This window comes from Pseudoalteromonas sp. H105 (assembly GCF_001469215.1).
Classification (GTDB): Bacteria; Pseudomonadota; Gammaproteobacteria; order Enterobacterales; family Alteromonadaceae; genus Pseudoalteromonas.
In genome coordinates this window covers 18,819-41,592 of record NZ_LOFH01000004.1, presented here as the reverse complement: position 1 = coordinate 41,592, position 22,774 = coordinate 18,819, and the positions used below count along the sequence as shown (strand labels likewise).

Genomic DNA, 22,774 nt, shown 5'->3' with positions numbered 1-22,774 from the left:
AAAGGTAAAGATGATTTTAAAAATCATCTTTACTGTGGCGCTCTGCAAGCTGATTTTCATCAGGGCCCCAGGTACGGTTTACGCGAATGCCTCTTTTTACTGCTGGGCGGCGCTCTATTTGTTTTGCCCAGCGATGTAAGTGTGTATATGACTGGACATCTAAAAATTCGGCAGCATCATACAGATTACCTAATACTAAGTTGCCATACCAAGGCCAAATAGCTATATCGGCGATAGAGTATTCGCTACCAGCCATGTAGTCATGATCGCTTAAGTGACGGTTGAGCACGTCTAGCTGGCGTTTTACCTCCATAGTAAAGCGGTCAATAGGGTATTGCATTTTGTAAGGAGCGTACGCGTAAAAGTGACCGAACCCGCCACCGAGGTAAGGCGCTGACCCCATTTGCCAAAATAACCAGTTGCGGCATTCTGTTTTACTGGTGTGATCACGTGGTATTAGCGCATCAAACTTTTCAGCTAAATACTGTAAAATAGCACCCGACTCAAAAACGCGCGTGACAGGGGAGGTACTATGGTCCATTAATGCAGGGATTTTTGAGTTGGGGTTAGCACTAACAAAGCCAGATGAAAATTGGTCTCCATCACCTATTTTTATCAGATAAGCGTCGTACTCAGCCTCGTTAAAGCCCCGCTCTAAAAGTTCTTCGAGCATTATTGTTACTTTTTGGCCGTTAGGAGTGGCTAACGAATATAATTGCAAAGGGTGTTCACCTATGGGTAAATCTAGCTGGTGAGTTGCGCCAGCAACTGGGCGGTTTGTTTTAGCCCACTCGCCACCATTGTTTGCATCCCATTGCCATACTTGTGGCGGGGTATAATCGTTATCACTCATCGGGAATCCTTAATCGTTGCTAATAAATTTTAGGTATTAGTTTCACTACGCGTTTCTTATCCTAAATGATCAACTTGACCAAATAAAGCAGGGTTAAAGTAGCCAGCATATAATTTAGCTTTAACTTTAGATAACAAAGTTATTTACAATGGCTTTTTTAACCGCCAACTACGTTGGGTTCACATGTGTAAAACAAGCTGTTGGCATGTAAATTCATGTTATTAAGGTGCAAAAACTATGTCTTGTGTATTTAGATTACTGACTGTAATAAATCAGTATTGCATTTTGATGTTGAACTTTTAGCATTAAATTTTGATTTTTTAACTTCTAGGCGTTTATTATCCGTTGTAATTCAATACAACAGGACAGTGAATCGGTGCAAATTAGCGAAGATGCATTAAGTGATATTGGTCACAACCAACTGAAGATGGCAACGTTCAATTTATTTAATTATCTTGAGCCACCAAATGCTTTTTATGATTTTGAGAAAATTTATACTGCGCATCAATGGGCTAAAAAACAGAGTTGGATTACTGATTATCTAAAGCAATATCAACCGGATGTCATTGCTTTTCAAGAGGTGTTTAGTATTGAATCACTCAAAAATCTTTCATACGAAGCGGGTTATCCCTACTTTACCACAGTGGGTGATCCCCAGATAATTGATGACTTTATTTATAAACGGCCAGTTGTTGCTATTGCTTCCCGTTACCCTATTACCCAGACGTGCGGCGTGCAACATGACGATGCACTTATACATGCATTGGGCTTAAATGCTGATTTTGGATACAGCCGTAAAGTGCTTCGTGCAACCATTGATTTACCACACTTAGGTGAAACGGATTGCTATGTTGTTCATTTAAAATCGAAACGTTCAACCATCGACATTGCAGAGCATAATGATGTTACGCCAGAAAAAAGGTTTATTGAGCAATTACGTGCACAAATTGTAGGTGGCTGGGGAGCAACGGTGCAACGTGGCAGCGAAGCGACACTGTTAATGTCAGAAATAATCACTCGACGGGAGAGTTCACAAAATCCACTAATAGTAATGGGCGACTTTAATAATAGCCTTAGTGATGGTGTATTGGGGCATTTACTGACGAACCGCTTACGGTTTGGATCGGTATTTGATTCCAAGGCGTATCTTGCAAAATATGTCCTCAATGATGCGTGGGATTTGTATGTGAAATCACTGGCTAACAATGAGTTAGATCATGTAGACGGTACGCGGGGTGATGAAACACAACCAACACGCACACCCACACATTATTTTGGCGCAAACAGCTCAGTGCTTGATTATATTTTACTGTCGTGCGAATTCGATGCTGGCTACCATAATAGCTTTTATGATGTTGTTGCATACAGTACATACGATAGACATTTAACGCACCCTGATTTTGAGACCGATGACCAAAGCACAGATCATGCTGTTGTGATGGTAACCTGTGGACTAAGAAGCTAAAGGGTGGGTTAAAGTGAATGGCGCTCAGGCTTTATTAGGGCATTTAACTTGTCTCCTAAGCGCCTTGTCGAGCGCCTTTGGCGTCAGCCTCCAGCTATTTTGACCTTAAACTTTAAGGCTTCTAAGATGGCTTTAAGTTTTTCACGGTCATCACCTTGCACTTCTATAACTCCCTCTTTAACCGCGCCGCCTTGACCCATTTTACTTTTAATGGTTTTTGCTAATTTTTTAAGATCATGTTGTTCACTATCAATACCAACAACAAGCATAACGCCTTTGCCTTTGCGGCCTTTGGTTTGGCGTTCAATGCGCAAAGCGCCATCCTTAAATACCTTGCTTACAATTTCTTTGCTTTCTTTAGGTTGGTTAATACGACCTGTTTCTGTTGAATAAACGAGATTGTTATCACTCATGCTAAACCTATTATGAAAAAATAAATATCTGTGACATGCATAATAACAAATTTCCACTAACGTGCTTTTATTTTTGGCGTATATAGGCGTATGCGTTTATATTAACAATTAGAACGGATTACGTTTTCAATATGGAGTAAACAATGAGTTTAAGTAAAGCATTATCGACAGACGGTAATATATTAACGATTCAAATCAAAGGTAAATTCGACTTTAATTTAGTGCAATCGTTTAGACAAGCCTATGCTGACATTGGTAGTGACACAACCAAGGTGGTAATCGACTTGCGCGAAACGGATTATATGGATAGCTCAGCCCTTGGTATGTTACTCAATATGAAAAAAACGTTGGATAGCGCTGTCGATTCAATTTGTATTAGTAATTGCCAACCACAGTTAAAGAAAATACTGCAAATATCACGGTTTGATAAAAAGTTTGATATTGATTGATGCGTATCCTCGTTGTTGATGATCAAAAGCTTAATCGGGATTTGCTCAGGATTATGCTTGAGCAACAAAATTACGATGTAGTTACGGCGTGTAACGGTATTGAAGCACTTCAGGTGCTCGATAGCGGCCCAATTGATATTGTGCTTTTAGATGTAATCATGCCTGAAATGGACGGATATGAAACGGCACCTAAGATAAAACAACGCAGTAAAGATGTTTATCTCCCTATTATTTTCATCACCTCTTTAGAAGATAAAGAAAGTTTTGAGCGGTGTTTGGCGCTTGGTGGTGACGACTTCATTCATAAACCGTTTGATAAAATAATTTTAACAGCAAAAATAAAAGCCCACAGCAGAACTCGTCAACTAAGCCTTGAAGCACAAAAACAAAATAGATTATTGGAATATCACAATAACCAAACCGAGCGTGAACACGATATTGTTGAGCACATTTTTAATAATGCGCTTGAAAATCAACATGACTTTCCCGATAACATCGACTTTCATTTATCGCCTGCCTCTATGTTCAATGGGGATATGTTCTTAGTTGCACAAAGCCCTATTGGCAGTTTGTATTGTATGTTAGGGGATTTTACTGGTCATGGGCTGGCAGCGGCAGTAGGGGCTTTACCCACCTCTAAAGTATTTTACACTATGGTCAATAAGGGCATGGCTGTTAATGATATTGCGAATGAAATTAATACATTACTTGCTAAACTTTTGCCGGGGAATATGTTTTGCGCTGCCACCATTATTGAGCTCAGTAGCTCTGGCAAAAGTGTCTCTGCTTGGCTGGGTGGGTTACCTGATGCCTATGTGATAAATCAGCAAGGGAAAGTACTTAAAACCTTAGAATCACAGCATATGGCATTGGGCATATTAGAAACGTATGAGTTTGAACGTGAGCTGATTCATTTTGAAGTAGACAGTGCAATGAGAATTGTATTAGCCACAGATGGCATAATCGAAACAACAAATGATGAAGAAGACTACTTTGGTGAAGACCGTTTTATAGACTTACTTGCGAAGAAACCGTGTATTTCATGTGATGATATTATTGATCATGTTGCTCACTTTGCCCAAGGTGAAAAGCAACAAGATGATTTGAGTATTGTGTTGTTTAATTGCTTACAAGTTTCTCAGCAAGAAGTTGAGCAAGAAAGTTATTCTCCACTGCCATTTAATATGTCTTTAAGCTTAAATTCGACGCAAATAAAAACCACGGATCCGGTATTAGAAATTGTTGATGTTTTGACTCGAATAAGCGGGTTGAGAGCACACCGTTCTGATATATTTTTACTTTTGTCTGAGGCCTACAACAATGCGGTAGATCATGGGTTGCTTGGCCTTGATTCTGAAATTAAAAATCAAGAAGATGGTTTTTTAGAGTTTTATCAACAACGCGAAGCAGCTCTAAACAGCTTGCAAGGGGCGATGATAATTGTGGATATGCGCTACAACCCAGAAAATTTATGTTTGTATTTTACGATTTGTGATTCAGGTAATGGTCATGAAGTCACTAATAATGAAGGACTCAGCCTATCGCGAGAGCATGGCAGAGGGATATCATTGCTTGAGGAAATTGCTGAACAAGTAACTTATAACGCCTCAGGAAACCAGATAGAAATGTGTTATAAGCTAACTTAGCTTCAACGCTAGCGTGCGGCCAAATGTCATGTTACTATTTTGCTTTATTTGGATGTTTGGACGGCTAGATGGTTTCTTCTTATTTATCACTTGCACAACTTAATGTGCCGCAGCAATTGGTGTCTTTAGCGCTTACCCAACTTGAAGACTTTTTAATTTCAAGTGAGCTCCCTGATGTGCGTTGGCAGTATCAAATTCCTGAGCTAGGTGAAGGGGGCGCATGTAGCTTATTTGGCTATTTGCAAGATGAGCCGTTTAAATTATCTGATTACATAGCCCAAGATGCCCAGTCCTCAAATAAACTGGCACAGTTACAACGTATTGTTGATTATGTGGTGGAACAAACAGGGGTCGATTGGTATGGCATTTACCAAGCAACTACAACCACTGAAGGGCTGCAATTACTTAAACTTGCTTATTTTGGCGCACCAAGTAGACCATTGTTTCCGTTAACTGATGCATTTGCGGCAGGCAGTAATAACGTACAAGTTGCCTTAAGTGGTAAAGGTCGTGTCATTAATAATGTTGAGCATTATTTAGCCGCTGGTGGCGAATACTATACCTGTGATCCCAAGGTGAAATCAGAAGCCTGTTTACCGCTTTTTGATGAGCAAAATAATTGCATCGGTATTGTGGATGGTGAAGCATTTAATAACGATTTTTTCACTGATCAAACGCTTGCGCTATTAATTGCGTGTTGTATTAAAATTCCTCACTTTTTAGTGTAAATAACACTAGCCATGCTAGTGACCTTTTATGTTAAGCTAAGTGCAACAGCTAACCCCTAAATAATGATAAGAGATAGTCAATGTTCTCAGTTTTAAAACCATTACCAACAGATCCTATTCTTGGCCTTATGGCGGCCTATAAGCAAGATACTAACCCAAATAAGATTGACTTAGGGGTTGGTGTTTATAAAGACGAGCAAGGCAATACGCCAGTATTAAGCGCCGTTAAAAAAGCAGAAGCATTTCGTTTAGAAAACGAGACAAGTAAATCTTATATTGGCCTTGCAGGTAACTTAGATTTCTGTCAGAAAATGGAAAGCCTTTTATTAGGCGAACATCAAGCCTTGCTTGCTAATCGTGTACGTACAGCACAAGCGCCTGGTGGCACGGGTGCATTGCGCGTTGCTGCTGAGTTTGTTGCACGTTGTAACCCAGATGCAACGATTTGGGTTACTAACCCGACGTGGGCAAATCACATCAGTTTATTCGAAGCAGCTGGCCTGAAGGTTAAAGAATACCCGTACTATGATTATGAAAATAAAGACTTACTCTTTGATGAAATGATCAACACGCTTAAGCAAGTACCAAAAGGCGATGTGGTACTTGTGCATGCTTGCTGCCATAACCCAAGCGGTATGGACTTAAATGAAGCGCAGTGGAAAGTGGTTGCAGAACTTGCAAAAGAAGTAGGATTTACGCCACTTGTTGATATTGCATACCAAGGTTTTGGTGCAAGCCTTGAGCAAGATGCAAATGGCTTACGTATTTTAGCTGATGCAGTGGATGAACTAATTATTTGTTCTTCATGTTCTAAAAACTTTGGTTTATACCGTGAGCGTATTGGCGCATGTTCAATCATCGCTAAAGACAGCACATCGGCTGATATCTCTAACTCAGTGATGCTAAGTGTTGTACGTAGCATCTACTCAATGCCGCCAGCACATGGTGCTGACATTGTTAATACTATTTTAGGTAGCACTGAGCTTACTCAAGAATGGCACAGCGAACTGGATGAAATGCGTAACCGTATTAACGGTCTACGTACGTTGATTAAAGACAGTTTAGCAGCCAAAGACATTGCGCAAGACTTCTCATTTATTGACCGTCAGAATGGTATGTTCTCATTCTTAGGTATTAATAAAGAGCAAATTGACCGTTTACAAAAAGAGTATGGTATTTACATCGTAGGCTCTAGCCGCGTTAATGTTGCTGGTATAAGCCAAGCAAATATTGACTACTTTGCTAACGCCGTAGCTGACGTTTGTAAGTAATACGACTAGTCATATAATAAAAAAAACCGCACTTCATACTATGAAGTGCGGTTTTTTTATATGTGTTTCATTATGCGTCTATTAAATCTTCAACCCCGACGATCAACCACGGTGAATCATCACGTGTTGCACGTTCTAAATGCCAAATTTCTAAAATTGCATGCTCTTCTTTATCGCCTAAATCACGGTATTTACCTTTAAAGCGAACACTTACTTGCCATTTTTTTGCGTCCGTGTCGGCACGAACAAGCTCTGCATCAATAAACATAACTTCTGTTTCTACGCTTTCAATCGCTTCACGCTCTGCTTTAAACTCTTCAACAAGTTCTGGGCTTAAGTATTCAGCCATCGTGCTAAAGTCAGCCTTGTTCCACGCTGTTTGAAGGGTGTGGTAATGGCTGCGAGCACCTTGAAGAAATCCATTGGTATCAAAGTTTGGAGGCAGGTTAAATGGTACATTGTTTGGTTGACCGAAGCCGGTTGAACTGGTTTGTTCAGCCATGTTTTGCTTCATTTGTGGGGCATTATGGTTTGCGTGAGCATGTGCCAGAGGTGGGGCATTTTTACGGCGTATGGCACCCATCACTAATTTAAAAATAATAAACGCAATTGCTGCGAGTAATAACATTTCTAAAAACTGCATCCCTTCAAAGTCACCGCCCAGCATAGCTGCAATCAAACCACCCGCTAATAATCCACCAAAAATGCCTGCCATGATCCCTTTCTTGTTTGATTTTGGCTTTGTGGCGGGTGCGATTGTATTGGTATCGGTTTTTTGCTTTTGTGCTGTTTGTTGAGTTTCAGGGGTTTTACCACTTTTTTTACTACCAAACTTTTTCCGTGCTTCTGCATCAAAGCTTGCAGTAAAGAACACTGTTAACAAAGAAAAAATAACAATCAGGTTTTTCATGAATATCCTCAAAAAAATATAGAAAGTAGATTCTAAATCAGTTCATAGATTGGATAAATAGGTACAAAGAGAAACAGCATGAAAACTAAACGGATAGGGTGCGTTTGTTGATATTAAATACAAAATCTGTGTATTAAATCAACTACTACCACTTTTGTAAAAGTAGCAGTAGTTGAGATTGTTACGTGTAAGTTATTTAATGTAGCCAGCGGATGGCGCTATTAATACGATTAGTATACTGATCAACAGGCGCACCGAGACTTGCAACGAGTATCGTATCAGCATCAGGGCCGCGATCGATGTGACCTGCAAAGCGTTGGTCGCTAAAGTCACTGTCGCCAATCCCAAAGGATTGCGCTTTTGAAGGCACAATAAACACGGTCATTGGCCCATAGTCAGATTCGAATACCAGGTGTAAACCTCGTTGCCCTTTAAAGTCACAAAACATTAAATACGTCACTTTACCGGGCAACTCATCTAATTTACCACCAAGTTCAGCAAACTTTTCGTTGACTGTTTGCAGGCTTATTTCGGTACTTTTTTCCAGTGAGTTAATTTCATGGTATACGTGTGTAAGCGCATGTTCGCCCGCACCATATGCAACGTTATGCTCGTTACTGGTAAAAAAGAAAGCACCAATAGCAACAAATAATGATGCCGCCATCGCGAGTGGCGCCCCACCAAGTTTAAACCGTGATTGTGCGTTAATTACATTATCTTCAACGGCTTCACTTTCGAGGTTTGCGTTGTCAGGCGCACTATGGTCATCGTTATACTCAGGTGTGTTAGTTAAAATACGATCAGCGAGCCCTTTCGGCACAGGGATATCCAATGCTTGATTTAATGAATCATCAAGTTCTTGCATTTGCTCGATGAATTTTTGATGTTCAGGGTCTTGTTTTGCAAAGTCAACAATATCCTGATCCTCATTATGAGGTTGTGCGATTACTCGGCGACGAAACTCGAGATCATCCATTATTTTGATGCCCCTTTAAGTTGTTCATCATCACGGCTTAAAGCCTCTTTCAGTTGGTTTCTTGCACGGAAGAGGCGAGTCATAACCGTGTTCTTGTTTAAATCTAATATATTCGCGATTTCTTCCCCTGAGCAGCCCATAACCACCTGAAGAAGCAAAGGCTCTTTGTATTCATCAGGCAATTTAGCTATTTGACGCTGAACAATTGTTTGCTCTACTTCGTCATCAAGTGTGACGTGCTTGTCATCAACAAGGGTGTCGTTATCTACATCACTATAATCAAATTGTTTTCGTTCAAAGCGTCGAGCATTTTCTCGGCGCAGAATCGTTAGTAGCCATGGCTTGGCAGCTTTTTGGTCTAATAGAGAGTCAAGCGCACGCCAAGCACGTAAAAACGTTTCTTGGACAAGGTCTTCAGCAATATTAGGGTCACGACATAACCAATAAGCAAAACGATATAGTTCGCTATGATAAACGTGAACAAGCTTTTCATAGCGTGCTTTTTTCTCTGTCATATCTACTAAGACCTGACTTTTAGAATTATTATTTCCCGGCATAAGCTCTTTTTTATATTAAGGAGTCTTTAGTTTGCATAAATATCATGCAACCAATTGAGTATATTAATAAAGTCCTTTTAATGTTGCGTGCTGACTTGTCCGTTTTTTATTTTTATTTGCTGCAAGTACTTTTAAAATTAAAGCCAGTTCAACAGTATCATCATGTGAACTATAGAGCGCAGCTCTGAGTTTAGCCACTTGTTGTGTTAATTGCTCGTCGTTAATTTGTTGTGTTAGAGCATCAATCGCATTACTCGATTGCTGAGTTAGCAGCTTGGCATAACAATTTAACTCATGGTGGAATGCAGATAAGTTTGCATTTTTCGCATGCGTTTGCAAGCGGGCTAAAGAAGTCGCGGTACTGTCACCTTGCACTTTAGTATCAGGCGATTTATCTGACGAAGGCGTGCCTTTATTGCGCCACCATAAAACAAGTGTGATTAACCAAAGCAAATACCCAATGGCGCATGTAATGATAAGCCATAATGGGGTGTTATGGATTTGAACAGTTCGAACAGGTTGCTCTGCTTGAGATTGTTCATTTACCCGTTGTGCTTGCACAGGAACAGGTGCCGTTGCATTTGTCAGGCTGCTGGGTGTTACTATTATGGTTCTAGCTGGCAGTGTTGCGTAACTGATGCGTTTAATTTTTGTGTTGTACCAAGGGACACTGACTTCTGGCAAGGTGTACGTGCCCGGTGTTTGCGGCAATAATGCATAGGATGCTGTTTGTTGAGAGATAACTCTGCCATCTCTCACAAGGTGATTGTTTTCTTTTTCATCGGGGTAGCTGCGAATCCCTTGCACTTCGGCCAGTTCAATGTCAGGCAGTTGCTCTTTTGTGACCCCTAACACCGTGAGCGTCAGTGTACGAGTGATTGGAGTGCCGACTTCAACAGTATCGCTATCAGGCTGCCATTGTTCATCTAAATTAACTAATTCACTTGGCAACCAAGCGCCTTGGTAATCACTGGGTATAGGTTTAATCTCAATCATGGTACTGTCCCCCATCGCCGAGACCTCTAATTGGCGATAGTTTTGACGGATACGTCCTTGAAAAACAGGTGCATCTATCGTGTAAATCCCACTTTTTTGCGGCTGCACTAAATATTCGCGGGTGATAACTAAATAGCGTTTACCATCAACCAGTTCGTATTCTTCTTGCTGTTTACCAATTTGACTGAGTTGTGCATCTGGCATACTTGGGGCAGTCAAATTACCATCAAGTAATTCTTTAGCAAGGTAAAGCTTAACCGTGTAAACCCCGGCTTCTTGGACAAACAAAGAGTCTGATGACATGGATGATTTTATAAAAATATCATTATTTTGTTCTGTCTCTTTACTTCGCTCTGCCACTTTTAATGCGATAGGTTGGGAGCTAATGCCTGCAACATTAAACGAAGGGATCGTATAATCGCCTGCCTCACGGGTCATAAGTTTGACAGACCAATTGGTTTGTTTTGATATACTGCCATTCACAATATTTGTTCGTGTACTCACACTCATTGGACCGACAACAAAGTCTTTTAGTAGCGCAGAAGTATCGGGCTGATCATTTTTTATTGTGTCATCAGCACTGATTGTGAGCATAAAAAATTCACCCGCTAACACCGGGTTTTTATCAACACTGGCTTGTAGTTGGGTCATTGCCCACAAGGGCATAGCGCTGATAAGCAATAAACAGCAAAATAATCGCATTACCATGATTTTTCGACTCCTTGTGGACGACGTTGATAGTTTCTTTTTTGTGCTTCTAACTGCATTTTGTTTCTTAATAAGATAGCGGGGTCATCGGGCACTTTCCGTAGCAATTGATTCAGTTGCTGGGCTTTTTCTTTTTCTTCGTTTGTCAGCTGAGCGCTTTGAGCTTGCATTGCCTGTTGTTTTGCAGCTTCCTCAGCCTGTTTTTGTTGCTCTGGGCTCATTTTAGGCTGAGCTTGCTCGCTTGGTTCAGGCTGCTCTTCATTTTGCGCTTGTTGTGAATCATTCGACTCGCTTTGCTGTGCTTGCTCAGGCTCGGCCTGCATATCAGGTTTATTTTGCTCATCACTTTGCCCAGCAGAAGGTTCACCGTCTTGTGACTTATCTTGCTCGTCAGATTGCTTGCCTTGTTGATCGTTTTGTTGTGACTGTGAATCTTGCTTAGATTGTTCACCTTGCTGTGAGTCATCCTGACTTTGCTGATTTTGGCCTTGCTCGTTTTCTTGCTCTTGACTCTCGCCTTGTTCACCGTTTTTCGAGTCTTGATTTTGTTGCTGTTGTTGATTTTTCAACTGCTCAACAAGGGCTTGGTTGTCTTTGGCTTGAGGGAAATTAGGTTGCAGGTTTTGTGCTTGTTGATAGGCAGCAATTGCTTCATCTAGTTGTCCGGCTTTTGCTAATGCATTGCCATAATTATAAAACCCGTTGGCACTTTTATCATGGCTAAATGCATCTAATGCAGCATCAAAATTTCCTTGCTGATAAAGGGCTGCCCCTTTTATTTGCTTTGATTGAGCATCGTTTGCGGCTTGTTCGTATTCGCCTTGCTGATAGGCCTCTAATGCACGTTGGTTTTGGTTTTTAAATATGCTGGGAAGCTCAACGGCATATACTGTGTCTGTTGGCAGAAAACTGAGTAATGCAAATACGCCTACCAGAGCACTCTTTCTAAATATCCAAAGCATCATGGGTAGCAACATAACAACCCCATACATACCTGCGTCAATTCGCCAAAGGGCTTTGCTTTGTTTTTCATCTTTCAGTAATTCAGCATTCGCACTGGGCGCAAAAACGGCGATATCAGTGTTGTTTGGCTGGTAAAGTGAAAACTGGCCGCCACTGTTTCTTGCTATCGCTGACAATTGTGACACATTGAGAGTGGGCACAACAATTTGACCATACTTGTCTTTAATGAACCCACCTTCAGGTAATTTAATAGGGGCACCTTGTTCCGTGCCTACGCCATAGACATTTAAGCGATAACGGCTAGAACTACTAAACCGGTTTATGTCAGAGAGTTCATTTTGTTCAACACCATCTGTAATTAAGATGATATCGCCTTCGAGGTAACCCGCTTGAGTTAACAGCTCTTTCGCTTCATCTAACCCTGCGAGTATGTTTGAGCCTTTGTCTGGCATAATATCAGGGCTCAAGCTTGGAATTAAGTTTTCAAGCGTTGTAGCGTCATTGGTCAAAGGTGAAATAGTATAGGCCGAGCCTGCATAAGCAACCAGAGCTGTATCACCTTCTTTAAATAACTCAACCATATCAAGGGCTTTAAAGCGCGCTTGAACAAGCCTGTTTGGGGCAATGTCGGTACTGTACATAGATAACGACATGTCCATTACAATAACGCGGGCATTTTTACTTTGAAATACAGGTACTTGTTTTTCTTCAAAGCTGGGTCCAGCGCTAAAAATAATGGCTAAAATGCAAAAGAGCGCAACGAACCACATAGGGTGTTCTGTTGTTTGGTTTTTTTTGTTCATTACAAAGTGAGCTAAGTGTGAGGCGATTAGCTCACCTTGATTGGTTTTTTTATGTTTAATTAGTGCCACTATAAAGAGTACAGCAACAGGAATTAGTAGCCATAAAACAGTGGGGCGAATAAATTCAAAGTCCATTAGACCTCCTGCTTAAATGCGCGGCCGGTGATCAGCAAAACGCGAAGGCTGATAACCAATAACGCGAGTAATAATGGGAAATAAAAAAGAGAACTTTGTGGCCTAAATGTTTGTTCATCCGCGCTAATGGGTTCAAGTTTATCTAGCTCTTGATAAATTTGTTGCAGGCCTGCTACATCTTTAGCGCGAAAATAGAGTCCGCCAGTTTGCTCTGCAATTTGCTGAAGTAAGCTTTCATCTAAGCTACTACCACTGCTTCCCATGTTAAATAAACTAAAGCCGCGAGGGTTATCCGATCCAACGCCAATGGTGTAGACTTTTATCCCTTCTTCGCGTGCCAGAAGCAGTGCTTCTTCAGGGTCTAAATTGCCCGCTGTATTTTGGCCATCAGTCAGTAAAACAACGATTCGGTTGCTTTCATCTTTGTTGGCAAAACGTTTAACGGATAAACCTAGCGCATCACCGATCGCGGTGGCACGACCAACGAGGCCGATTTGCGCTTCGGACAGCATTTTGCTCACTGTTTTAACATCACGCGTGAGGGGAGTTTGTAAAAATGCGGTATCGCCAAATAAAATAAGCCCTAATCTATCTCCTTGACGCTGTTCAATAAATTCACTTAATACGGCTTTTACCATGGTTAAACGGTCCACATATTGACCTTGATAGGCCATATCTTGCTCTTTCATAGAGCCAGATAAGTCGACTGCAAGCATAATGTCACGCCCTTCATTTGGCAGTGTTATAGGGTCATCAAGCCACGTTGGGTTTGCAACCGCGCAGACTAAAAGTGCCCACACCACCCATTCGGTGACACGGATCCCACGGACATGTTTTATGGTGCCTTGGCGTGTTAAATTATGTTTTGCAAACCCGGGGATGCGCAACCGTGCGTGTGTTTCATCTGTTGCTGGTTTTAAAAACCGAATGAGTAAAGGGATCGGCAATAGAACAAACAACCAGGGCCAACTAAATTCAAACATTCAGTGACTCCTTTAGTTTGAACTTAAGAATGCCTGCTTTTAACTTTTCGGCTAACTCAGGTCGTACGTTTTCTGCTTGATATAAGCTCATTATTTCTTGCTCACTAAAGTGCTGCCCTGTGAGTTTGTTGAGTGTTTTACACCATTGTTTGGTCGATGAACTAGCATGTTCTGGGCTGTAATAGTGCAGAACGAGGCGTTTGATCAGAATGTGTAATGCAGCGCTGTCGTTTGCTAGCGTTTCGCTTTGTGAAATGGCGTAACGTTTCGCTCGTTTGAATTGCCAGTGGCGGTAGAGTTTTACGCCGACATAAAGCGCTAATAAAACAAAAGCGCTGAGTATAACCCACCAAATAGGTGCCAGTGGCCACCAAGCAACGTGGTCTGGCACTATGACATCGTGAAGGCCATCTAAGGGAGATGCTTGCATATTACTTTCTCACTAATTGCAGCTCGAGTGGAGAGGCTGCATCGAATGATATTAAACTCAGGCCAGACTTAGTCAGCCTTTCCATTCTTGTTGTAAACGCGTGCTCGGCTGTTTTTGCAAAGCTGTCGCGAAAGCCTTTATCCATTAAGGGCAGTGCAAACTCACTGCCATTGGCACTGACGGTGACTGTTTGTTTGAACGCGGGTAACTGGTGCTCAAATGGATCGCTAATGTGGCAACCAATCAGTTCGCAGTGGCGGCTTAGAATTTCTAGCTGCTTAAAACTGGCATCATCAAGGGCGCTAAAATCTGATACCAAGTAAACAAGGCTGCCTGGCTTAGCGAGATGATTGAGTCGTTTAAGGTTATCACTAAAATGACTGGTGGTAGGCTGATCAATGTGGTCAAGGGCCTGTCGGTGGCTATCACATAAATTATGACAAAGCTTTAAGACCGCTTTTTCACGTGCACTGGGTTTTAATTCCAAGTGCCCGTGATGATTAAACACAATACCACCAATCCGGTCACCTCGCTGACAAGCCGACCACGCAACTAACGCACTTATATGAGCGGCTTGTATTGATTTAAGCAATAACTTTGAGCCAAATAGCATGGAGTTAGAAAAATCGGTAAAAATAAAAACAGGGCGCTCTTTTTCTTCTTGAAACAGTTTGGTATGGGTTTCACCAGTTCGGGCTGTTACGCGCCAATCAATCGAACGAATGTCGTCCCCTTGTTGGTAGTGACGTACTTCGGCGAATTCCATCCCGCGGCCTTTATGTGGCGCAAGGTATTGCCCAGTTAATCGGTTTTTAATTTTTACTTTAGGTGCCAGCTCAAGAAGTCGCGCCTTTGCTTTGTAATACATTAGCTCTTTTAACGCTAAGTTTACGCCATGGCTGTGACTGGTTTTAAGCCAGCTTTGATAATCTAATTCACTTTGCATAACTTAAGGTACGGCAACAAGTTCTAAAATACGGCTGATGACCTGATCTTTTGTGACACCATCGGCTTGGGCTTCGTAACTCAAAATAATACGATGGCGCAGTACATTGTGCAGCACAGCTTGAATATCATCTGGTGCAACAAAGTCACGGCCATGCAACCAAGCATGTGCACGAGCACATTTATCCAATGCGATTGTTGCACGAGGGCTTGCACCATACTCAATCCAACGACCGAGTTGTTCATCAAGTTGTGCGCCTTCGCGTGTGGCAATGATAAGTTGTACTAAATATTGCTCGAGTGGCTCAGCAAGGTATAACCCTAAAATTTCTTTACGCGATGCAAATAATTCAGCCTGGCTTATTTGTTGTGCGGGTGCTTGGTGCTCGCTCAGGGCTTCACCACGCGTTAGGCGTAAAATATCACGCTCATGCTCAGCCCCCGGGTAATTGATACTTAGGTGTAATAAAAATCGGTCAAGCTGCGCTTCAGGTAGTGGGTAAGTGCCTTCTTGTTCTAGCGGGTTTTGTGTGGCCATTACCATAAATAAATCTGATAGTGGGTAAGTATTTTTGCCTACGGTAACTTGGCGTTCGGCCATGGCTTCTAGTAAGGCTGATTGAACTTTTGCAGGCGCACGATTTATTTCATCAGCTAAAATTAAGTTATGGAACAACGGGCCTTTTTCAAATACAAATTCGCTCGTTTGTTGACGGTATATATCTGTACCAGTCACATCAGCGGGCAGTAAATCGGGGGTAAATTGCACACGTTGAAATGAGCCTTCAACGCCTTTGGCTAATGCATTCACTGCACGTGTTTTTGCAAGCCCTGGGGGGCCTTCTACTAATAAGTGGCCATCCGCTAAAATGGCAATAAGTAATGCTTGCGTTAATTCTGGCTGGCCAATAATTTGGCTGTCTAAGTAAGTTTTTAGTTGTGTAAAAGCGTTAGCGGCCATAGTAAAAAGAGTATCCTGGTTAGCAAGGTTTAAAAAAAGCTTAATTAGTAATATGGGTAGTTAGGTTATAACACAAGTGTTAGACCTTAATTTATAAAATAGTTCGTTATTTTTTAAGGATTTTTACTGGATCGTATATATTTTGTAAATAGAGTCAAAAAAGCCTATTGTTGGTAACTAATTATACTATTTTCAATTTCTCTATTGGCTTTAGTACACGGGTTGTTTAGAATCGAGGAAAATAAACAGGTCAGACCTGTCAGCGGGAGAGCATAAATGTCTGAGCAAAACATACTTAAAACAGCAAAGGGCGACCGTATCGCCATCGTTAGTGGCTTACGTACACCGTTCGCTAAACAAGCCACCGCATTTCATCATGTACCTGCCCTTGATATGGGTAAGTTGGTTGTTAATGAGATGCTTGAAAGACTAAATTTCGATAAATCAGAAATTGATCAGCTTGTATTTGGTCAAGTCGTTCAAATGCCAGAAGCACCAAACATTGCTCGCGAAATTGTATTGGGCACGGGTATGCCAGTTTCTGTCGATGCGTATTCAGTATCGCGTGCGTGTGCAACAAGCTTCCAGGCGATTGCAAACGTAGCTGAATCGATTATGGCAGGTTCTGTACAGGTAGGTATTGCCGGTGGTGCCGATTCATCATCAGTGTTACCAATCGGAGTAAGTAAAAAGCTAGCGGGTAGTTTAGTTGATTTAAATAAGGCACGTACTTTTGGCCAGCGGTTAAAAATATTCTCAAAATTACGCTTAAAAGATTTAATGCCAGTACCGCCAGCGGTAGCTGAATACTCAACGGGTTTATCTATGGGGCAAACCGCTGAGCAAATGGCTAAAACCCATAGCATTAGCCGCGCAGATCAAGATGCGTTGGCACATCGCTCGCATACCCTTGCTAGCCAGTCATGGGCTGATGGTAAACTAGCCGAAGAAGTGATGACAGCTCATTTACCACCGTACAAGAGCTTCATTGAGCAAGACAACAACATTCGTCATAATTCAACCGTTGAAGGTTACGCTAAATTAAAACCAGCATTTGACCGTCAACATGGTTCAGTAACCGCTGCAAACTCTACACCATTGACCGATGGTGCAGCAGCAGTATTGATGATGAGTGAAAGCAAAGCAAAAGCGTTAGGCTACACTATTTTAGGTTACGTACGCAGCTTTGCTTTTTCAGCTATTGGTGTGCATGAAGACATGCTAATGGGACCTGCTCATTCAACACCTATCGCCCTTGATAGAGCGGGTATTACGCTTGCTGATTTAGATCTTATTGAAATGCATGAAGCATTTGCAGCACAAACACTCGCTAACATGAAAATGTTTGCATCTGATAAATTTGCTCAAGAAAAACTTGGCCGCAGTAAAGCCATTGGTGAAATTAACATGGATAAGTTTAACGTGATGGGTGGCTCGCTTGCATATGGACACCCATTTGCTGCTACCGGCGCACGACTTATCACTCAAAGCTTACACGAACTTAACCGCCGAGGCGGTGGCTTAGCCCTCACTACAGCCTGTGCAGCAGGTGGATTGGGTGCAGCCTTTGTATTGGAGAGTGCGTAATGACAGATTCAGTATTTAATTTAGAAATTGAAGACGGGTTAGCCGTTGTAACCATCGATGTGCCGGGTGAGAAAATGAATACCCTGCGCGATACCTTTGCCGATGATTTAAAAGCGCTGCTTGATGATGCAAAGCAACAAGCAGTCAAAGGCATGGTGTTTATCAGTGGTAAAAGCGATAACTTTATTGCCGGCGCTGATGTTAAAATGCTTGATAACGTTGAAAAGCGCGAAGATGCACTTGCAATCAGCGAACTATGTCATCGTGCATTTTTCGATATGAAAAAATTACCATTTACAACCGTCAGTGCTATTCATGGTGCGGCATTGGGTGGTGGTCTTGAGTTTGCACTCGCGTGTGACTATCGCGTGTGCTCAAACAGTGACATAACAAAGCTTGGCTTACCAGAAGTACAATTGGGTTTATTGCCAGGTGGCGGTGGGACGCAACGTTTACCAAAATTGGTTGGCCTACAAAAAGCCCTTGAGTGGATGTTAACTGGTAAACAGGTTCGTGCTAAGCAAGCTAAAAAAGCCGGGTTAGTGGATGACTGTGTTCCTCACACCGTGCTTCTAAAAGTTGCCAAAGAGTTTGCGTTAAAAGGTAAAGCAAAAGTAGCCAAACCTAAACTTGATCGTATTAGTCAATTACTTGAGTCTAACCCTTTTGGTCGCAATATCATCTTCAAAAAAGCGCAAGAGAACGTGCTTAAAAAAACGGGCGGCCATTATCCTGCACCGTTGGCCATTATCAAATCAGTACGCGCAAGTGTTGAGCTTGATGAATTAAAAGCTTACAAGACAGAAGCCGAAGGTTTTGCAACCTTAGTAATGAGCGATGAGTCGAAATCACTACGCGGAATCTTTTTTGCAACCACTGAAATGAAAAAAGAGTGGCGCAACGATGATGCGCCTGCCATTGAAAAAGCAGCCGTATTAGGCGGCGGTTTAATGGGAGCGGGTATTACTCATGTGAGTGCGGTTAAAGCGGGTGTGCCAGTACGTATTAAAGATGTAGCAGAGCAGGGCATCAGTAATGCCATGAACTATAGCTATAAAATTTTAGATAAAAAGCAAAAGCGTCGTATTTTATCTAAGGCTGATTTACAGCAAACAATGAACAAGATCACCGGCACCACCAATTACAGTGGCTTTAAGCATATTGACATTGTTATTGAAGCGGTATTTGAAGATCTAAACCTAAAGCAAGGTATGGTGGCTGATATTGAACGTGAATGCCAAGATAACACCATCTTTGCGAGTAACACTTCATCACTGCCTATTTCGCAAATAGCAGCACAAGCAGCGCGTCCTGAAAATGTGATTGGCTTACATTACTTTTCACCAGTTGAAAAAATGCCATTGGTAGAAATCATTCCGCATGAAGGTACGTCGCAAGAAACCATCGCGCGAGTAGTGAACTTTGCACGTAAGCAAGGTAAAACCCCGATTGTTGTTAAAGACATGGCTGGCTTTTATGTAAACCGTATTTTAGCGCCTTATGTTAATGAAGCCGCTAATTTAATGCTAGCAGGTGAGCCTATCGAGAAGATTGATGCAGCCCTTGTTGAATTTGGCTTCCCTGTGGGTCCATTAGCACTTCTAGATGAAGTGGGAATTGATATAGGGTCTAAAATTGCCCCGATCCTTGAAAAAGAGTTGGGTGAACGTTTTAAAGCCCCAGATGCATTCAGCCGCTTAATTGATGCAAAACGTTTAGGCCGTAAAACAGGCCGTGGTTTTTATATCTATGATAAGAAAGCCAAAAAAGTGGATGAGTCAATCTATGAGTTATTAGGTGTTAGCCCGTCTCCACGTTTAAATAAAAGCGAGATTGCCAAGCGCTGTGTTGCCCAAATGCTTAACGAAGCAGTGCGTTGTTTAGATGATGGCATTATTGCTAGCCCACGTGACGGCGACATTGGTGCTATTTTTGGTATTGGTTTCCCTCCTTTCTTAGGCGGTCCATTTAGTTACATGGATAAACTAGGCGCGAGTAACGTGAGTTCAGAAATGGCGACGTTTGCTAACTATAATGCAGTATTTACACCATGCGATACGTTAATAAGCATGGCTGATAAAGGGGCGAGCTTTTATCAAGTAGAGCCAGCGGTTATTGCAGGAAATGAAGCGCAAGAGGACACCGTTGAGTCTTCTGCAGAGGACGCGATTGAAGATGTTGTTACTGAAGCACCTGAAGCTGCTACTGAGCAGGCTGAAGTGGATGAAAAGCCAAAAGACGAAAAAGCATCTTAAGACTTTATCTTAATAAAAAACGCGTCTCATGTTGAAGTGAGTCGCGTTTTTTTATGTCTAATATAAATATTTTGTATGATTTAAGAATGATTTAAAGTGTTCAGCGCAAAACTAATTTTTACATGTGGACTTCGATCGCTTTACGGTCTTTTTCTGGCATATTAGAAACAACCAGATCAAATGAATTATCTATCATCCGTTCAATTTCACCCTGCGGGATTGAGCCATCTAAAATAACAGTATTCCATAACCGTTTATTCATATGATAGCCAGGTATCACTGAAGGAAAAATATCACGTAATGCTTGCGCCTCATCAGGGTCACATTTTAAATTCATCCACCAAATTGGATTACCATCTTCATCTGTTTGTCCTTCATTACCAACGGATAATGTAGCAAACATTTTATGATTTACTTTGTAAACATCAACTTCTTGGCCAAAAGGTTGGGTAACCATAACCAGAGGTTTTTTAGTCAGATACTCATGTGCTGTGTGTTGATCCATGATCCAGTCCTTGAAGTCATTTTAAGATAAATTAACAATAGCAGCTTTTTCTTAGTTTAGTCATGAAAAAAGCGGTTAATAGGTATAATTTATTAGTATTTTCAAACATAGAATGTACTAGGTGAATAAAGTATCCGTTTAAAATCAATATTAGAGTTAGGGTCTGTTGACCTTTCAAGGTTGAATTTGCAGCAGTCTGTTTGGTATTTAGGCAAGGCAGCGCCTATGTGGTGTGGTTATTCCCCATGAATAGGCGATAACGCAGCATCAATGCCAAACAGGCGCTGCCCTGCTGCGGGTTCTGCCTAGGGGCAATTTACTCTTTGTTACTCGGTTTTGACTTAGTCCACTAGGTTACAAACCTCGCGCCGCGATTAAATCGCCCCTAGTTTGAACAAATTTTAATCCGCAAAGGTCAACAGACCCTAGTCATTAAACTGATTTAGGTAAAGATGAATAAGCAATAACGACGGCATCCCGCTTTACTAAGTCAGGTTTAGGTGAGGCTTTCCCATAAATATCACAATATGCAATGGGGTCACCTTCATGCACTAATAAATTATCATTGCTAAAGCCAGACAAAACTCTCTGCCATTTCTCAATGATTTGTACGGGGGCAGTGGGTAAAGCGTTTAAAATAAGTTTAGATTCTTCAAAATTGCTATTAATTGCAATATTTAGCATATCGTCGTTTGCAGCGCCTAGCCAACTTGCGCCATTAGTGCCAACACATAAAAGTGGCATATAAGGAGCCAGCGCAGGGCAAACATCATTTTTGTAAATATCAACCTTCCAATAGCTACGGGCTATTTTTACAAACTGAGCAAAATCCTTTATCGGGGTAAAGTTTGAGGTCGCTAAAGGCAAAATCTCTACTCTTGGCTTATTGGCATGCACTGTATCGTTAGATACATCAATATACCAAGGACCGAGTATAAACGCATTTTGAAAGTACTCATCCCGCAGTGAACCCCATGCTTTTTGTAAAGGGTTACCTTTGGCAATCAGATTTTTTAATAAGCTAAGCCCAGGTTTGTTTGTGGTGGGTAATTCCGTTTGCAGTAGTGTGAATACCTCATCACGAATTTCTCTACAGCGGCCAATAGGGTAAGGCTTTTCAACAAAGTAAGGGATTGTTGGTGCAAGTTTTAAATCAGCTAATAAGCGTAAATGGGCTAGATCAGCGCATATCAGTGTAAGTTGTTCTGGCGTAAAAAGTTTATCAAGCACGTATATTCCTTTGAGTGATTGTTTAATTTTAGTTCTGAAAGGCTAACAGGCCCAAATAAGAAAATGAGTATTTTCAAATTATATGTGATATTAGCGTAAATCCTTGGGAATGGGGTAATTTGGATGAACTACACTTTTATGGGCATGAATCGAAGGGATAGGTGGTTCAGGCTTGGCTTTAATGAGCTTAACCAAGGTACTTAAATCGTATTTAGGCTCGCCGTAAAATTCATGCCAAGCTTGCGGGATACTGCTTGGATCTGCTGCTTTAATAACATGTGCCATCCATTGTTTTCTCAGTTCGGCCCACTCTTTACTTTGTTTTCCACTTTCGGTAATCCCTAAAATTGGCCTAAATTCAACGTAAAGTGTTCTTCTGGCACCTTCGCTGCGCTTTGCCCCTGAGCTATGTAAAACCATTATGTCATGAACTATGATGTCACCTGCTTTAGCAGGTTGTTGTACTACATCAGGGATATCCCATCCGTATTGATTGGAAAGTGCGTAAATATCTAAAATTTTATGCTGAGTATTTGGCACGTAGCGTAAACAACCATCTTCTAAAAGAGCGTCATCAAGGTATATACCAATATTTAAATAAGGATATTGCCTAGAATGAGGAGCATCCTGATGCCAAGTAATGTGAGGGTGTGGGTACGGATATTTATAAACTACACCTAATTGCAAGGGGACTGCGCCATCTCCTACTAGTGATTTATAAATCTCGATAAGCATAGGACTAGCTAGCATTTCAATTACTAGCTCTGGTGACTCAAAGAGTAGTTCATCATAAGAAAAAAGACGAGGCACACCTGAGTCTGTTGAGATACAACATTGATTATAGACTTGCCTACTGTGAAAATTCTCTAGTGCTGATGCTTCTAATTTATCTGAGAAACGTTGTAACTTTTTAAGTAAGGTTATTGAAAGTGCATTTTCAAAGTGAACAAAGCCATTTTTAAGGAAGAAATTCTGCTTATTTGAGGATATTTCCATAAATTAAAT

The 22,774-nt window shown here is 41.4% G+C and carries 21 protein-coding genes; 7 read left to right on the top strand and 14 right to left on the bottom strand.

What is annotated here, in order from left to right; all coding sequences use genetic code 11:
- Positions 1 to 16: 16 nt before the first annotated feature.
- Complete coding sequence (gene yghU, locus ATS75_RS08210) at positions 17 to 853, bottom strand: glutathione-dependent disulfide-bond oxidoreductase (RefSeq protein ID WP_058559974.1); 837 nt, start codon at positions 851 to 853, stop codon at positions 17 to 19.
- A gap of 427 nt (positions 854 to 1,280) precedes the next feature.
- Between yghU and ATS75_RS08205 the strand changes: the two genes are divergently transcribed.
- Entirely contained in the window at positions 1,281 to 2,318 is a 1,038-nt protein-coding gene (locus ATS75_RS08205; RefSeq protein WP_058560264.1) for an endonuclease/exonuclease/phosphatase family protein, read from the top strand.
- Between the two features lie 83 nt (positions 2,319 to 2,401).
- Here the strand turns inward: ATS75_RS08205 and ATS75_RS08200 are convergent, their stop codons facing one another.
- The gene (locus ATS75_RS08200; protein ID WP_058559973.1) at positions 2,402 to 2,731 is read right to left on the bottom strand and encodes a translation initiation factor; all 330 of its coding nucleotides are present in this window, start codon (positions 2,729 to 2,731) and stop codon (positions 2,402 to 2,404) included.
- A 143-nt stretch (positions 2,732 to 2,874) separates the two neighbouring features.
- On the opposite strand from ATS75_RS08200, the gene ATS75_RS08195 reads away from it, so the two are divergent.
- The 4 genes from ATS75_RS08195 to ATS75_RS08180 all read left to right on the top strand — a co-directional run bounded on the left by ATS75_RS08195 (position 2,875) and on the right by ATS75_RS08180 (position 6,825).
- Positions 2,875 to 3,180 (top strand): STAS domain-containing protein, encoded by a 306-nt coding sequence (locus ATS75_RS08195; protein WP_058559972.1) that lies wholly within the window; start codon positions 2,875 to 2,877, stop codon positions 3,178 to 3,180.
- Positions 3,180 to 4,826 (top strand): fused response regulator/phosphatase, encoded by a 1,647-nt coding sequence (locus ATS75_RS08190; protein ID WP_058559971.1) that lies wholly within the window; start codon positions 3,180 to 3,182, stop codon positions 4,824 to 4,826. The genes ATS75_RS08195 and ATS75_RS08190 overlap by 1 nt, the downstream gene beginning before the upstream one ends.
- A gap of 68 nt (positions 4,827 to 4,894) precedes the next feature.
- Positions 4,895 to 5,554, top strand: a complete 660-nt coding sequence (locus ATS75_RS08185) for a GAF domain-containing protein (RefSeq protein ID WP_058559970.1) — start codon at positions 4,895 to 4,897, stop codon at positions 5,552 to 5,554.
- Between the two features lie 80 nt (positions 5,555 to 5,634).
- Entirely contained in the window at positions 5,635 to 6,825 is a 1,191-nt protein-coding gene (locus tag ATS75_RS08180) for an amino acid aminotransferase (RefSeq protein WP_058559969.1), read from the top strand.
- Between the two features lie 70 nt (positions 6,826 to 6,895).
- On the opposite strand, the gene ATS75_RS08175 is transcribed toward ATS75_RS08180, so the two are convergent.
- From ATS75_RS08175 to ATS75_RS08135, 9 genes are all read right to left on the bottom strand, one after another.
- The gene (locus tag ATS75_RS08175) at positions 6,896 to 7,735 is read right to left on the bottom strand and encodes a Tim44 domain-containing protein (RefSeq protein ID WP_058559968.1); all 840 of its coding nucleotides are present in this window, start codon (positions 7,733 to 7,735) and stop codon (positions 6,896 to 6,898) included.
- Between the two features lie 196 nt (positions 7,736 to 7,931).
- Entirely contained in the window at positions 7,932 to 8,711 is a 780-nt protein-coding gene (locus ATS75_RS08170; protein ID WP_058559967.1) for a DUF3379 family protein, read from the bottom strand.
- Complete coding sequence (locus ATS75_RS08165) at positions 8,711 to 9,268, bottom strand: sigma-70 family RNA polymerase sigma factor (RefSeq protein WP_058559966.1); 558 nt, start codon at positions 9,266 to 9,268, stop codon at positions 8,711 to 8,713. The genes ATS75_RS08170 and ATS75_RS08165 overlap by 1 nt, the downstream gene beginning before the upstream one ends.
- A gap of 63 nt (positions 9,269 to 9,331) precedes the next feature.
- On the bottom strand, positions 9,332 to 10,972 hold the full coding sequence (locus ATS75_RS08160; RefSeq protein WP_058559965.1) for a BatD family protein: 1,641 nt from the start codon (positions 10,970 to 10,972) through the stop codon (positions 9,332 to 9,334).
- Complete coding sequence (locus ATS75_RS08155) at positions 10,966 to 12,873, bottom strand: vWA domain-containing protein (protein WP_058559964.1); 1,908 nt, start codon at positions 12,871 to 12,873, stop codon at positions 10,966 to 10,968. Before ATS75_RS08155 ends, ATS75_RS08160 begins: the two co-directional genes overlap by 7 nt.
- Positions 12,873 to 13,856: a vWA domain-containing protein gene (locus ATS75_RS08150; protein ID WP_058559963.1), complete on the bottom strand. Its 984-nt coding sequence runs from the start codon at positions 13,854 to 13,856 to the stop codon at positions 12,873 to 12,875. The genes ATS75_RS08155 and ATS75_RS08150 overlap by 1 nt, the downstream gene beginning before the upstream one ends.
- The gene (locus ATS75_RS08145; RefSeq protein WP_058559962.1) at positions 13,849 to 14,286 is read right to left on the bottom strand and encodes a DUF4381 domain-containing protein; all 438 of its coding nucleotides are present in this window, start codon (positions 14,284 to 14,286) and stop codon (positions 13,849 to 13,851) included. The genes ATS75_RS08150 and ATS75_RS08145 overlap by 8 nt, the downstream gene beginning before the upstream one ends.
- A 1-nt stretch (position 14,287) precedes the next feature.
- Positions 14,288 to 15,232 carry a DUF58 domain-containing protein gene (locus ATS75_RS08140; protein ID WP_058559961.1) on the bottom strand — a complete coding sequence of 315 codons (945 nt, stop codon included), beginning with the start codon at positions 15,230 to 15,232 and terminating at the stop codon, positions 14,288 to 14,290.
- A gap of 3 nt (positions 15,233 to 15,235) precedes the next feature.
- Positions 15,236 to 16,192 carry an AAA family ATPase gene (locus ATS75_RS08135; protein WP_058559960.1) on the bottom strand — a complete coding sequence of 319 codons (957 nt, stop codon included), beginning with the start codon at positions 16,190 to 16,192 and terminating at the stop codon, positions 15,236 to 15,238.
- Between the two features lie 276 nt (positions 16,193 to 16,468).
- On the opposite strand from ATS75_RS08135, the gene fadI reads away from it, so the two are divergent.
- Both fadI and fadJ read left to right on the top strand, forming a co-directional pair.
- A complete protein-coding gene (gene fadI / locus ATS75_RS08130; RefSeq protein ID WP_058559959.1) occupies positions 16,469 to 17,779 on the top strand; it encodes an acetyl-CoA C-acyltransferase FadI in 1,311 nt (436 codons plus the stop codon).
- Positions 17,779 to 20,034, top strand: a complete 2,256-nt coding sequence (fadJ, locus tag ATS75_RS08125) for a fatty acid oxidation complex subunit alpha FadJ (protein ID WP_058559958.1) — start codon at positions 17,779 to 17,781, stop codon at positions 20,032 to 20,034. Before fadI ends, fadJ begins: the two co-directional genes overlap by 1 nt.
- A 118-nt stretch (positions 20,035 to 20,152) precedes the next feature.
- On the opposite strand, the gene ATS75_RS08120 is transcribed toward fadJ, so the two are convergent.
- The 3 genes from ATS75_RS08120 to ATS75_RS08110 all read right to left on the bottom strand — a co-directional run bounded on the left by ATS75_RS08120 (position 20,153) and on the right by ATS75_RS08110 (position 22,765).
- Positions 20,153 to 20,539 (bottom strand): MmcQ/YjbR family DNA-binding protein, encoded by a 387-nt coding sequence (locus ATS75_RS08120; protein WP_058559957.1) that lies wholly within the window; start codon positions 20,537 to 20,539, stop codon positions 20,153 to 20,155.
- 432 nt (positions 20,540 to 20,971) lie between these two features.
- On the bottom strand, positions 20,972 to 21,769 hold the full coding sequence (locus ATS75_RS08115) for a hypothetical protein (RefSeq protein ID WP_058559956.1): 798 nt from the start codon (positions 21,767 to 21,769) through the stop codon (positions 20,972 to 20,974).
- A gap of 90 nt (positions 21,770 to 21,859) precedes the next feature.
- A complete protein-coding gene (locus ATS75_RS08110) occupies positions 21,860 to 22,765 on the bottom strand; it encodes a phytanoyl-CoA dioxygenase family protein (protein WP_058559955.1) in 906 nt (301 codons plus the stop codon).
- Positions 22,766 to 22,774: the final 9 nt, after the last annotated feature.

What these genes read in the sequence shown, in the direction of transcription:
- yghU (WP_058559974.1), bottom strand. Translation starts at nt 853, where the DNA reads ATGAGTGATAACGATTATACCCCGCCACAAGTATGGCAATGGGATGCA.
- ATS75_RS08205 (WP_058560264.1), top strand. Translation starts at nt 1,281, where the DNA reads ATGGCAACGTTCAATTTATTTAATTATCTTGAGCCACCAAATGCTTTT.
- ATS75_RS08200 (WP_058559973.1), bottom strand. Translation starts at nt 2,731, where the DNA reads ATGAGTGATAACAATCTCGTTTATTCAACAGAAACAGGTCGTATTAAC.
- ATS75_RS08195 (WP_058559972.1), top strand. Translation starts at nt 2,875, where the DNA reads ATGAGTTTAAGTAAAGCATTATCGACAGACGGTAATATATTAACGATT.
- ATS75_RS08190 (WP_058559971.1), top strand. Translation starts at nt 3,180, where the DNA reads ATGCGTATCCTCGTTGTTGATGATCAAAAGCTTAATCGGGATTTGCTC.
- ATS75_RS08185 (WP_058559970.1), top strand. Translation starts at nt 4,895, where the DNA reads ATGGTTTCTTCTTATTTATCACTTGCACAACTTAATGTGCCGCAGCAA.
- ATS75_RS08180 (WP_058559969.1), top strand. Translation starts at nt 5,635, where the DNA reads ATGTTCTCAGTTTTAAAACCATTACCAACAGATCCTATTCTTGGCCTT.
- ATS75_RS08175 (WP_058559968.1), bottom strand. Translation starts at nt 7,735, where the DNA reads ATGAAAAACCTGATTGTTATTTTTTCTTTGTTAACAGTGTTCTTTACT.
- ATS75_RS08170 (WP_058559967.1), bottom strand. Translation starts at nt 8,711, where the DNA reads ATGGATGATCTCGAGTTTCGTCGCCGAGTAATCGCACAACCTCATAAT.
- ATS75_RS08165 (WP_058559966.1), bottom strand. Translation starts at nt 9,268, where the DNA reads ATGCCGGGAAATAATAATTCTAAAAGTCAGGTCTTAGTAGATATGACA.
- ATS75_RS08160 (WP_058559965.1), bottom strand. Translation starts at nt 10,972, where the DNA reads ATGGTAATGCGATTATTTTGCTGTTTATTGCTTATCAGCGCTATGCCC.
- ATS75_RS08155 (WP_058559964.1), bottom strand. Translation starts at nt 12,873, where the DNA reads ATGGACTTTGAATTTATTCGCCCCACTGTTTTATGGCTACTAATTCCT.
- ATS75_RS08150 (WP_058559963.1), bottom strand. Translation starts at nt 13,856, where the DNA reads ATGTTTGAATTTAGTTGGCCCTGGTTGTTTGTTCTATTGCCGATCCCT.
- ATS75_RS08145 (WP_058559962.1), bottom strand. Translation starts at nt 14,286, where the DNA reads ATGCAAGCATCTCCCTTAGATGGCCTTCACGATGTCATAGTGCCAGAC.
- ATS75_RS08140 (WP_058559961.1), bottom strand. Translation starts at nt 15,232, where the DNA reads ATGCAAAGTGAATTAGATTATCAAAGCTGGCTTAAAACCAGTCACAGC.
- ATS75_RS08135 (WP_058559960.1), bottom strand. Translation starts at nt 16,192, where the DNA reads ATGGCCGCTAACGCTTTTACACAACTAAAAACTTACTTAGACAGCCAA.
- fadI (WP_058559959.1), top strand. Translation starts at nt 16,469, where the DNA reads ATGTCTGAGCAAAACATACTTAAAACAGCAAAGGGCGACCGTATCGCC.
- fadJ (WP_058559958.1), top strand. Translation starts at nt 17,779, where the DNA reads ATGACAGATTCAGTATTTAATTTAGAAATTGAAGACGGGTTAGCCGTT.
- ATS75_RS08120 (WP_058559957.1), bottom strand. Translation starts at nt 20,539, where the DNA reads ATGGATCAACACACAGCACATGAGTATCTGACTAAAAAACCTCTGGTT.
- ATS75_RS08110 (WP_058559955.1), bottom strand. Translation starts at nt 22,765, where the DNA reads ATGGAAATATCCTCAAATAAGCAGAATTTCTTCCTTAAAAATGGCTTT.